Origin of the sequence: Paenibacillus kribbensis, assembly GCF_001705305.1 — a bacterium.
In the GTDB taxonomy this organism is placed as follows: domain Bacteria; phylum Bacillota; class Bacilli; order Paenibacillales; family Paenibacillaceae; genus Paenibacillus; species Paenibacillus kribbensis_B.
This window is the reverse complement of record NZ_MCBP01000002.1, coordinates 152,469-165,455: the sequence shown is the minus strand read 5'-3', so window position 1 is coordinate 165,455 and position 12,987 is coordinate 152,469. Positions and strand designations below refer to the sequence as shown.

The 12,987-nt window shown below is 43.4% G+C and carries 6 protein-coding genes; all 6 read left to right on the top strand.

Annotated elements, in window-relative coordinates; genetic code table 11:
• Positions 1-106 precede the first annotated feature (106 nt).
• The 6 genes from BAZ21_RS03960 (at position 107) to BAZ21_RS03935 (ending at position 12,977) form a co-directional block, all read left to right on the top strand.
• Positions 107-2,116: a DUF5693 family protein gene (locus BAZ21_RS03960; RefSeq protein WP_068497290.1), complete on the top strand. Its 2,010-nt coding sequence runs from the start codon at positions 107-109 to the stop codon at positions 2,114-2,116.
• The gene (gene csaB / locus BAZ21_RS03955) at positions 2,092-3,231 is read left to right on the top strand and encodes a polysaccharide pyruvyl transferase CsaB (RefSeq protein WP_068497287.1); all 1,140 of its coding nucleotides are present in this window, start codon (positions 2,092-2,094) and stop codon (positions 3,229-3,231) included. Before BAZ21_RS03960 ends, csaB begins: the two co-directional genes overlap by 25 nt.
• 8 nt (positions 3,232-3,239) lie before the next feature.
• On the top strand, positions 3,240-4,001 hold the full coding sequence (locus BAZ21_RS03950; RefSeq protein WP_068498009.1) for a WecB/TagA/CpsF family glycosyltransferase: 762 nt from the start codon (positions 3,240-3,242) through the stop codon (positions 3,999-4,001).
• 138 nt (positions 4,002-4,139) lie between these two features.
• Entirely contained in the window at positions 4,140-5,270 is a 1,131-nt protein-coding gene (locus tag BAZ21_RS03945) for a glycosyltransferase family 4 protein (RefSeq protein ID WP_068497285.1), read from the top strand.
• Positions 5,271-5,463: 193 nt separating this feature from the next.
• Positions 5,464-9,483: an S-layer homology domain-containing protein gene (locus BAZ21_RS03940; RefSeq protein WP_068497284.1), complete on the top strand. Its 4,020-nt coding sequence runs from the start codon at positions 5,464-5,466 to the stop codon at positions 9,481-9,483.
• A gap of 353 nt (positions 9,484-9,836) precedes the next feature.
• Positions 9,837-12,977 (top strand): efflux RND transporter permease subunit, encoded by a 3,141-nt coding sequence (locus BAZ21_RS03935; protein ID WP_068497282.1) that lies wholly within the window; start codon positions 9,837-9,839, stop codon positions 12,975-12,977.
• Positions 12,978-12,987: the final 10 nt, after the last annotated feature.

Sequence of the window (12,987 nt, the reverse complement as noted above, 5' to 3'; positions counted from 1 at the left end):
CAAAGGGCAGTACGCCGTGGGGGTCATTTCTATGTTGCAGAATAATCTAGAATAGGCTTTGGGAAAATAGGCTTATTGCGGCAACGGATATTAAGGAGGTTCTTTGGTGTATCAGAAATGGCAGTATTGGAATACGGCTTCTCGAAAATGGTTGTGGATTCTGGTCGCGCTCGGCTTGTTGGCCTCCATTCCAGTCATCGCCGATCGTGTGAAGACAGAATCTTCGAGTAAAAAAGTAGAGATTGTATTCGATTATCGGGATTTGACAGAGGCAGCTTCGTATCAGGCTCACCCGCAGGATTATTTGAACGAGCAGCTTGACCGCTTAAAGCAGGCGGGTGTGAACAGTATGGCAATGTATGAAAGTACGTTGGACGATTTCCGCAAAGCGGGCCGGGTCGTAACCTATACGACTCAGAACGTTGCAGATTTGGAAAAACGCCTTTCACCTGCAAATGAGAATTTTACGTACGTTGTTTTTGCTGACAAAGAAAATGCTGAGGCACTAAAGCCGTTAATTGAACGTACGTTTACAAGCCTGGGCATTAACGTAAAGCCTTGGAGCTATCAGGGACAGGAAGGGGTCGTTGTGGAAACATCCCCGGAGGATGCGTACCTTAAGCCGATGCAGCCTGACCCGATTGCGATGAAGCAGCTTCGGAGCAAAGGATTTTTTATTGTTCCGCGGATGAGTGACAGTCTTCCTTATAACGAGGAATTGACGGAAGAAATGCTGGCCTCCTTTCAGCAGAATGGTGTGAAACGCATTTTGTTTGAAGGAGATTCGGTCAAAGGCTTTACAGATAATGAAAAAAAGCATAGTCTGGCGGCATTTGCTAAATTGCTTAATAAATATGATATTGGCTTGGCTGCTATTGAAAACTTGAAAAAACCACAAGCCGGCTTCAACAGGCTTGCTTACGATATACACTATAATGTTGTTCGACTGTATTCTCTGAGCGACAAGGATTCAACACTTGATGTCGAGACCTTGGCTGATCGTTTTGCATTGGCAACCAAGGATCGCAATATTCGCATGCTGTATCTTAATACCGCCCCTACGCGTAGTGTAGCTGAGGCTAAAGTAAAGGATTCGGTAGATAATCTGATTCACAGCTTGGGCGAGCCAGGAAATGCAGTACAACGGATGGAGAAAAAGGGGTTTGAGCTCGGACAGGCTGAGCCATTCCAGGTGGTTGATTCTTCAATTCAACGCTATCTGAAAATGGTCGTCGTACTGGGCGCACTTGCATTCTTCTCTATTATGGTATCCTATTTTGTCCCGGCATTGACTCTGCTGGCGTTTGCACTTGGTTTGGTCGGCTCCGCAGGTCTTTATGTCCTGAACTCCAGCTTGATGGAGCAAGGCTTGGCGCTGCTCGCAGCAATTAGCGGTCCTACGATTGCAATGGTCATTGCCGTACGTACGATTAGAATTAAACGTGAACAGGAGCCCTCTCCAGGTCAGCGTTTGGTTCAAACGCTTATTCTGTACGTTCAAACAGCAATCCTGTCGCTGGCTGCGGTACCTTTTGTTATTGCGCTGCTGAACAGTATTGCCTACAGCCTTGTGCTGAACCAATTTAGAGGTGTGAGCTTGCTTCACGTTGTGCCAATCTTTTTGGCTGCGGTTTATATTTTCTTTTATCGTGGTGTTTCTATACGTGAGGAAATTTCCAAGTTGCTCCGCACGCCGATTACCGTACTGTGGGTAGTTGTATTGGCTATTATCGGAGCCGCAGGAATGTACTACTTGAGCCGTACAGGGAATGCGGGAACCGTGTCGAACACGGAGCTGGTTTTCCGGAATTTCCTTGAGAATGCATTTGGTGTACGTCCGCGTAATAAGGAATTTTTGATGGCACACCCCCTGTTTATTGCAGGCGCGTTCTTGGCCTTGAAATACCGCAAAGCGATCTATGTACTGATCATAGCTGCTATAGGCCAAGCCTCTATGGTGGATACTTTTGCTCACATTCACTCTCCAGCGGCACTTTCGCTTAGTCGTGGACTATTAGGATTGGGATTGGGCCTGCTTCTGGGAATTATTGCAATTGTCGCGTGGCAAGTGCTGGAAGGATGTTGGAAGAAATGGTCACCACAGCTCAAACGATAATCATTTCGGGTTATTACGGCTTTCGCAATAGTGGAGACGAAGCGGTACTCAAGTCCATTTTAACTGCATTAGAGGAGGAAAGCCGTGAAGCCGGGATTACGGTTAAGCCTGTTGTTCTATCTTCTGACCCTGCATGGACAGAGAAAATGTATGGGGTAGAAGCTGTCCCACGTATGAGTCTGGGGGAAGTTCGAAGCGCGATTAAAAACAGCGACGGGCTAATCAGTGGTGGTGGAAGCTTGCTTCAGGACGCGACAAGTCCCAAAAGCATTCCTTATTACCTCGCAATTCTCAAGCTCGCTCAATGGGCGGGAAAGCCGACATTTGTATATGCTCAGGGTATTGGTCCGGTGCAACGGAAAATTTTTTATCCCATGATCCGGTCTGTGTTTCAACGTTGCGAATATGTATCTGTAAGAGATAAGCAATCCGCCGCATTATTGGGTAGCATGAAGCTAAAGCGTCCGACTGTCGAGGTCGTTCCCGATCCGGTAATGGGACTCCCATTGCCCTCCGATTCCGATCAGGCGCACAAAGCTGCTGCTGAGCTTAATCAGGATGAACTTCCGATTGTCGGTGTGTCTGTACGCTACTGGGACAAGGAGCATCGCGATTTGACGGCTATCGCAGACGGTCTGAAAAAATTAGCTGCTGGACGCCGCGTACACTTGCGTTTCTTTCCTTTCCATTTGCCTGACGACGAGCAGGCCTCAAGGATGGTAATGGATTTGTTAGGGGATATTAGGGAAACAGGTAGCCGTGTCAGTATATCTGATCAGGTTACCGATCCTCAGCAGATGCTTTTGGAAGTCAGTCGTTGCAGTTTGATGATCGGGATGAGACTGCACAGCTTGATCTATGCAGCATCTCATCAAGTGCCCCCTTTGGGGATATCCTACGATCCCAAAATTGACCATTTTCTCAGCCGCGTCGGCAGTCAGCCTGTAGGCACTACAGAAGCACTGGATGGACAAAAGCTGGCTGAAGAGGCTATGCGGCTGCTAGACGAGCGAAATCAATGGATCGAGAGCCAAGGAGCGGCAATTGCTTTGTTGAAGAGCGAGGCACGTTTGCCGGCACAGCATATCATTAATTACTTGTGTCGCAAAGGATGATGGATACAGTGACAGTTGATAAGGTTACGAATGTGCCTACCGTCCCGATTTTCGGTGTTCGGGTATCAAGGCTTAATATGAAAGATACTTTAAATGTATTAATCCAGGCGGTGGAGTCTCGCAGACCCCATCAAGTGATCACTGCCAATCCAATTATGGTTATGGCTGCATTGGAAGATCCTGTGTACATGTCAGTGATGAAGCAGGCCGAGCTAATTGTTCCAGATGGGACTGGCGTGGTCTGGGCCGCAAATTATGTAGGACACCCTGTACCTGAGCGAGTAGCGGGTTTTGACTTATTACATGAATTGCTTAGAGCCGGAGAAAACTATCATTGGAAAGTTTATTTGCTCGGATCAACGTCCGAGGTGATTCAAGCGACTGCACAACGGGTACATGAGCTTTATCCTGGAATTACGGTTTGTGGCCAGCGCGATGGTTTTTTCGGGTCCGAAGAGGATGAGGCAGTCATCGCAGCCATTCGTAAAGCGAATCCGGATCTGTTATTTGTAGCACGTGGCGCGGACACACAGGAGCCGTGGATTGGTAAATACAAGGAGCAACTGGGCGTACCGGTAATGATGGGGGTTGGCGGTAGTTTTGATGTTATATCTGGCAGAACCAAACGTGCGCCTAAATTGTTCCAGAAACTCAGAGTTGAGTGGCTGTATAGGCTGCTTAAAGAGCCCAGTCGGTACAAAAGAATGCTTGCGCTGCCGAAATTCGCCGTGAAAGTGATGCGTGAAAAAGAAAACGTCACAAAAGTGTGATAAATAGCTTGAATCTGCCTTCAAAACCCGCTAATTTGCCAGAATATGAAGCTTGGTATTTATTTTTGATCAGAGTATAATTCAATGCGGTTACATCTGAAAAGGGATTTGCTTTAAAATTGGGGGTCGAATGATCAAATGCTATTGATCTATATTATTGGTTTCATCATGGCACTGGGACTTGCGCTGTTACTGACACCGCTCGTCAAGAAATTCGCTGTTAAGGTTGGAGCCGTCGATGTACCGAATGCCCGAAAAGTACATACCCGGATTATGCCGCGACTTGGCGGACTGGGGATTTTCCTGGCGTTTCTGTTGTCCTTATTGGCGATTTTGCCTTTTGTACCCGACGGAATGCTGTCCTCACGGGATATTAACTTTATCGCGGCCTTTCTGATTGGCGGTACGATGATTACGCTGATTGGTGCTCTCGATGATCGTTTTGATCTCAATGCAAAGTTGAAATTTTTGGCTCAAATTGCCGTTGCTTGTATGGTTGTGTTTGCCTTTGATATTCGTGTTGATTTTGTAAATGTACCTTTTCAGGATGCATACTCGTCTTTGGAAAGCTGGATTTCCATCCCGCTTACGATTTTCTGGATTGTAGGTGTGACGAATGCCATCAATTTGATTGACGGTCTGGATGGACTGGCTGCGGGTGTTTCAGGGATTGCGATTGGAACCATTTTTGTGATGTCCCTTTTGATGGGCAACTACATGGTGGCTATGCTTTGTCTGGTGCTGCTGGGCAGCATTATCGGATTTTTATTTTTTAACTTTCATCCTGCGAAGATATTCATGGGTGATACAGGGTCGCTGTTTTTAGGTTTCAGTCTGGCAATGCTCTCGATGCTTGGTTTCAAGCAGATTGCTATCGTATCGTTTATTACGCCATTAATTATTATCGGTGTACCTTTATCAGATACATTTTTTGCTATCATTCGTCGCAAGTTGCAGAAAAAACCGATTTTTTCACCGGATAAAGGTCATCTGCATCATTGCTTACGCGAACTAGGTTTCAGTCATAGACAGACTGTTTTGATTATTTACGGTATTGCTGCATTTTTCGGTGTATTAGCCGTGATTCAATCGTCTGCTGCGCTTAATGAAGCAAACTGGGTTACCTTTGTCGTGATATGTATTATGATGTTTTTCCTACAGATTGGTGCAGAGGTTATTGGTCTGGTGGGCAAAACCAAGCGTCCAGTTATTAACACACTGATTCGCCTGTTGGCTAAGCCGGATTCGCAGACGCGATCGAAATTATAAATTTTTTATTTAAAATGTAAGTCTTCAAGCTTGGCGGTATGCCGCGGGTTTGAAGGCTTTTTTGTTGTTTGCTATAAAAAATCCCCCTCCTTTTTTGAGAATTTACTAATTTTTTGTATGTTCACTACCGATAAAAAAAGTATTGAATGATTACGTACCCCAAGGTGCGACAGAATCAAAGGAGGACAATGATTTGAAACGATTGCTATCCATGTTGCTGACGGTTGGTCTCATCATTGGCTTGGTGCCGGCGGCCCTGGTAGGTACGGCTCATGCTGCGACAGGAACTTATTTTATTTTTCCAAATGAAAAATATGATGTGGATTCGGCCAGATCGGTAAACACCGACCGCATTACAGTTAACGGAACGATTAACGGAGTGAATGGAAGCACGATATCGTATAGTGTATTCCAGCTCTCTAAGAATGGAACGACTCTTAACGTGGTGAATAAAAATGAGAGTCAAAAAGGCGGAATTACGGTTAGTGGTTCTACGCTTAAAGTTACAGACATTAAACTGTTTCCTGGTTTGAACCGAATCACATTCCAAAGCAGCCAAAACTCGGCTGACATGAAGGATTCTATTTACGTAGAGTACCAGGATGGACCCAAGGTTTATGATCTGTCTGCCACGCTGAATGGTGCAACCGAGCAGCTGGTAGAGAACCAAACAGCTGTGTTGACAGACGCTAGAAATAGTGGTTCGGATGACGTTAAGGTGGTCATTCAAGGTACAGCTCCTAACGCCGACAGTGTAACGCTCACGTCTACCAAAAGCAGTAACTCGTATAACATTAGTTCTTTTACTGGCTATAGATTAACAGGTAGTGTTGTACTCAGCCCTGGTAAAAATATAGTGACTATTAAAGTGGGTAACGGAACTCAGGCCCTTACGGTTACGCGTGAAATTACAATCTATACAGGCAAACCTGAATTTTCCGATTTGAATTTGAGCAAGGATGGAAATGTGTCTGCTGACCTGACCACTTCACCTGACTTTACCGTTTCATCTACGAGTGGAATTGTTTTGAATGGTAAGGTTTTGGTTCCAGGCGGTGCATCTGATCCAGGAGTAGCTACGATTAATGCACGCTTTACAGATGTAAGTAACAATGGCAGTGCTGTAGGTAGTGCTACTGGGATTGATGCCACGATTGATACGGCTAATGTGGTTACATCAAATGGCTATAAGGTGTATCCATTCACAGTGACTGTACCATCAGAGGCTGTAATTGATCATTTGACCAGAGCATCTCTGGGTATAACTTATACTGATAGCAGTACACCTCCAGCTCCATCGGCTGTTCAATTTACATTGCGCAGCAGCACTCAGCCGTACATTGATGATGTAAACTATCTTCCTGATTTTAATAATCAGTTGTTGAACAGAATTAATGGAAGCGGGTCTGATCAGGCCACTGCCATAGATGAAGCCATGAAATTAACTGGAAGCTCTATGAAGAACAAGACCACAGATGCTCCATCTGTTCCTGTAGGTATGGAGTTCATCGTTGTTAACGGTGCACCTTCTTCAATCAGTGAGCTTTCTGGAGTACCGGTTCATACTGTAGGGTCACCTCAAGATGTGATTCGAACAATCAATGGCAAGGCAACACAAGTGAAGAAAATCGTTGCTTATGTAGACACTTTGCCTAAAGAAGGACAAAATGTACTGAATTTTTACCTGAATGGTGACTCGACCAAGTTAATTAAAGCAACGGTGAATCTGTTGCAGGGTCCGTTCATGAAATACGATACGATTTATGATGGGCAACAAATTCCGTTGAATACATCCAGCTCAAACTTGAACACCTATAAACTGACGCAATTGGGTTACTTTAAAGGTAAATTGCTTGATGTAAGCAACACAGCAGATATTCATTACACTGGTGCTAACCGAAACGTATTCTTGTATGTCAACAATGTGCTGGTTGATCTGGATGGCTCAGGAGTGGACTTTAAGCTTGCTGCTTCCTCAGAAACAGCCGCAGCCAATGCACTGGCGAACGGGAATAATGAAATCAAGTTTGTGTACAAACCAGGTATTGAGTACAGCAATACGGTAAAAGTAAACTTTACACAGACGAATATTCCGGTAATTCCGGTGCCAAACACACAAGGGATTATTCCTTTTACACCAGTTAGCGGCTTGAGCAGTACGCCAAAATATAGCGAGATTGCACCAAAAGCAAAAGATGCTAATTTTACTAAGGTAGATGATACGAACTACAAAACATCTCTGAAAAATATTAATGTATTTGGTACTTTCAGTATTGCCGATTTGGGTAAAGCAGATCAGGTAAATGGTTCATTAAGTGATATTGCCAATAAAGATCAATATATTCTGGAGATTAAGGGCTCAGACGGCACTGAGATGAACTGGACGCTGAATAATGAGTTTTTCTCAGCAGAAGATGCCAAAACAACGTACAACTCCGGCGCTACTACAGATAAATTTACAAGCAAAGATTTAAAGGATCTGCTTGTGTACTATCATCCGGACAAAAAATATTTCAGCTTTGTACTGAAAAACCAGACCGTTCCGCAAGATGGAACACCAGTAGCCTATAACATTACTTTGTACAACAGTGGCAAGAGTGGACCATTTGCTACTTTCCGACTGCAAGTATCCGGCCAATCCACAGCTTTTGATATTTTGCGTCCGCTCCCTGAAAAGAGAATCGTGAATCAAAACTTTGTACAAGTTATTGTGAATGCACCTAATGCAGATAGTGTTACAGTGGGCAAGGAAACAGCAGTTCAAGAGGGGTTTGACTCTGATTATGACGGCACTGTTGATTACCCTTCAGCTTATAAAGCTATCTTTACAGGGCTGAAAGCCAACAAAGATACTAAGATTGACGTGGTAGTTACAGTAGGTAAGGAAAAACTGAAGCAGACTATCACTGTTAAATATGTACCTACGAATATCCCTGGCGAGCAATATATGGAAGCCATGAAAACATCACACAAAGTGTTTGATGGCAATCTGGCACTTACCTTTGCAAAAGGAACCAGTCTGATCCGCCGGGATTACGATCAACCTCAACAGTTCAAAAATCAGGTGTTCTCCGGCCATACTTTGTACTTTGCAATAGCAAATAGTGAAGATGGTGTAGTAGACCGTCATGAATTTGAAACTGAAAAAGCATTATCGGATATGCAGAGCTTGATTGCAGATGGAAGCAGATACTTTAACAGAGAATTCCCAACTCGCTTTAACATGTCGAGTCCGGTATTCTGGATTGACCCAGGTGTAGCAGATGATATTAAAACAGATGAATACGATCCGGTGACTTTTGGTGCCGATCCTTATCAACTGGCTAATAAATCGCAAAATGACAGTAGTAAGATCAAAAACTTCTACTGGCGTGATCCTTCTAATGAATTAGTGCCTTCCAAGCGCGGTACATTAACGCTGACGTATGATGATAGTATCGCTCAGGATGCAGGGAAACAAATGACGGTGTTCTATTTTGATTCTGATCTTAAAGATTGGCAGAACATTGGTGGTGTGGTAGATCCGAAGAAACATACCATTAAAGTACCGTTCGATCGTTTCGGCTATTATGTAGTTGCTAAGGTTGGAGAAACGTATAGTGATGTCATTAAGCACAAGTACGCCAGAGATTACATTGAGGCTATTCTGGCTAAAGGTGTCATGAATCCGATGGATCCAATTAATAGTTTTGGACCTGACAGCTACATTAAGAGAGGCGAATTCACGGCCATGATTGTTAAAGGCCTGCAACTTCCTCTTAATTTCAGTGGGGCGAAGCATTTTGACGATGTGTCCATTCCAAATACGATATCAGCAGATGCTCTTTACGATTATCGTTATATTGAAACGGCTGCACGTGCCGGCATTGTAAAAGGCTCACAACCGAGAATCTTTATGCCGGAAGATGTAATCACGCGCCAAGATGCAGCGGTCATTATCGCCAAGGCATTGAATTTGAAGCTGGAAACAGATCATGACAAGATCATGAAGAATCTGTCCAAAACCTTTAAAGATGCAGACAAGATTGATTATTATGCACAAGCATCTGTGCTGGCTATTGCCAAGAAGGGCTTCATCACTGGTTCGCCTGTTGATGCAAGTGATCTGAAGCAAGGGTATATGTTTAATCCTACATCACTGACCTTGCGTGGCGATGCGGCCATTATTATTGGTAAAGTTATGGCTGATAAAAAGCTGCTTCCTAAAATCTAATCCTTAATAAGCTTGATTTATTGAAACATCCCTCCATGCGAAATTGGAATTCCCTTTCATATACATGGGAGGGATGTTTTTTATAAATCAGCTATTTGACTGGGATTAAGGGCCTATGCCATAATAGCAATGAGCAAATAACTAATGGTAAAGTTTACAGTACTATTGTTCTTGTATTACCATGAATGCATTTAAATAAACTACTTTTTTTTTAAGTATTTATCTCAAAATGTGTTTATTATTTGCTTATATATTTTTTTTGCACATTTAACTGAAACTTTACGTCTATTTCTTCGTAGTAGAGGATTAGTGTGCTTAAATATTACATAGAGAAATGAGTGGGGAGTGATGAGATGTCTCAGTTTTCAATACGCCGTCCTGTAACAGTATTTATGTTAATTATTGCTTTGTTAATCGGGGGCGGTATTTTTGCGTTAAGGCTTCCTGTCGAGCAGATGCCGGATATGAAGCTGCCTATTGCTGTGGTAGCGACCAGTATTCCGAACTCGACACCGACAGAAGTTGAGGAATTGGTGACCAAACCTATTGAAAAGAGTCTGGCTTCTATTGAGAATGTGGATACGATCCAGTCGGAGTCTTCAGAAGGATCATCTATGGTCATAGTTCAATTTAATTGGGGAGTAGATATAAATCAGGCAACCCTCGACATGCGAGATAAAATTGATGGGGTTCGAGGATCTCTTCCAAAGGCGGCAAATTCACCGCGTGTACTTAAATTGGATCTTAACGCAACGCCGGTTATTACGCTCTCTTTTACAGGGGACCAGGATGTTAACAAGCTGAAGCCTATTGCTGAAGATATTATTGAGCCGCGGCTTGAAAGAATTGCGGGAGTAGCGTCAGTCAGCATGTCAGGTGGGCAAGAACGGCTTGTGAAGATTACGGTAGATCAGGCCAAGCTTCAAAGCTATGGCATTACGCTGGATCAAATCAACCAAGCACTATCGTCCAATAACATAGCTGGTTCTGCTGGTTCGGTGTACCGAGGTAATACAGAAATCCAACTTCGGGTTCAAGGTGAATATAAAGCTGTTTCAGAAATGGCTGAAACGCCAATTCCAGTAGGGAAGGGAAGCGTTAAGCTAAAGGACATTGCGACAGTTAAAGATTCTGTGGATGAAGTTACAACCATTTCTACCTATAATGGAAAGCCAAGTATCAATATTTCTGTTACTAAAGCTACAGGGGGAAATACCCTTTCAATCGCCAATTCTGTGAAGGATAGTTTAGATTCAATACGGAAGGAGTTACCTTCGGGAACTCAACTGGAGATGGTAACAGATGCTTCCAAACCCATTAGCGACTCCGTAAACTCATTAGTAGAGCATGCTATATTGGGGCTTGTTATCGCAGCCATTGTGTTGCTGTTATTTTTGAATAGTACACGTTCCACCATTATTGCTGCTATCGTTATTCCAATTTCTTTCGTAGCAACGTTTATGATGATGTATTTTAGCGGACAAACCATCAACGTCATTTCATTGAGTGGTTTGCTACTGGGATTGGGATCCTTTGTCGACTTTGCCGTTGTTATTATTGAGAATATTTTTAGGCAGCGACATGAAGGGAAGAGCATGCTACAAGGGGCTATTGATGGCTCCAAGCAGGTGGGTAATGCCGTTATGGCGTCTGCACTTGCGCAGATCGTAGTATTTTTACCAGTTGTTTTTGTTGACGGAATTGCGGGAGTTCTATTTAAACCGCTGGCATTAACTGTTATTTTTTCTCACATTGCAGCTTTGGTGGTGTCTCTTCTGATTGTTCCAATGCTCAGCTCACGTTGGTTACCTACCGTACCGGATGAATCAATATACTCTTCAGGTACTTATAAAGGTATTAACCCGATTGTGTGGTTTAATATTGGCTTCGAGAAGTTTAAGGGTGGCTATCGACGTGTACTGAAGTGGGGGATTAACCATAGAAAATCTGTTTTAATCATTACATTATTAATGTTTGTTGCAGCTGGGACTCTGATTCCTATGGTTAAGACTGAATTTATCCCGGAATCCGATACTGGGGAATTCACAGTTAACGTAAAACTTCCTAATGGAACGGTCTTGGAAGAAACTGAAAAGGTTGTTCAAGATATAGAAAAAGAAATTTTGAAAGTTCCTGATCTGGATAAAATGACAGTGACAGTTGGTTCTGGTGGCAATTCTGCCTTTTCAGGCGCAACTCCAACCAACTCGGCAGATCTAAATGTTGCGCTGAAGGATGGGCATCAGCCAACAGATGTTATAGTTGAGGGCCTTCGTAAGAAATTTGATAGTATTCCGGATGCAGAGATTACACTGGTGTCTACAACAGGCCTTTCAAGTGGAGCGGCAGTTAATATTAATCTAAAAGGTGACGATATTGACGTCCTGAGAGAACTCTCGGACAATCTCGTTGCGGACGTGAAAAACATACCTGGTACCGTTAATGTAAAAAGTTCCTTGAGTGCGGTTCGCGAAGAATATGAGATTACGGTTAATCGGGAGCTTGCTAGTCGATATGGCTTATCAGCGACCCAAATCTTATCTGCAGTGAATACTTCTTTTAATGGATCAGTCGCCACAAGCTATCGTACAGGTGAAGATCAGATTGATGTGAAGATATCGTTGCCAGAACAGAATCGCCATGATTTGTCATACCTTCAAGCCTTACGGATTACCACTTCACAAGGTATTGATGTACCTTTGTCTTCAGTAGTAAGTATTGATAAACGGACTGTACCCGATACTGTTTCTCGTCAAGACCAAACGCGTCAAGTGCAGATTACTGCTGATATTGATGGAACAGGGGACATTCTTACCATTAATCAAAAAATAGATGCTCTTTTGAAGAGTACTCACTTCCCAGAAGGCTACAGTGCAGATACAGGTGGCGGACAAAATGAACAAATGATGGAGTCTTTTATGAACTTGGCGATAGCTATTCTGCTATCTGTCGTGCTGATTTATATGGTTATGGCAGGACAGTTCGAATCGTTGCTTACACCGTTTGTTATTATGTTTTCGGTTCCACCTACATTAATAGGTGTGCTTATCGGTTTGGTTGTCACAGGATCTAGTCTTAGCGTATCGGCACTAACCGGTTATATTATGCTCGTCGGCTTGGTCGTGAATAACGCCATTGTTATGATTGATTTCATCATCCAGCTCCGTAAAGAAGGTCAAGATCGGGATGAAGCCATTATTCATGGAGCATCTGAGCGGTTACGTCCAATTTTGATGACTACGCTTGCTACCGTACTTGCTTTGCTTCCAATGGCATTCGCTACAGGAGATGGTAATGAAACACAAGCACCTATGGCAGTTGTCGTTGTGTTCGGGTTGTCCTTCGCTGCTTTGATTACATTGATTCTTATTCCGGTAGTCTACGTAATCATGGATAATATGATCGAAAAACGTAAAAATCGGAAATTGAAAAGACAGGCGAAGAGAGAGCTTAAAAAAGAAGCAAAGCTGCAACAAAAGAGTGTTCACATTTAATAATGAGGTG

Coding starts and splice junctions, on each gene's coding strand:
- csaB (WP_068497287.1), top strand. CDS start 2,092: ATGGTCACCACAGCTCAAACGATAATCATTTCGGGTTATTACGGCTTT.
- BAZ21_RS03935 (WP_068497282.1), top strand. CDS start 9,837: ATGTCTCAGTTTTCAATACGCCGTCCTGTAACAGTATTTATGTTAATT.
- BAZ21_RS03945 (WP_068497285.1), top strand. CDS start 4,140: ATGCTATTGATCTATATTATTGGTTTCATCATGGCACTGGGACTTGCG.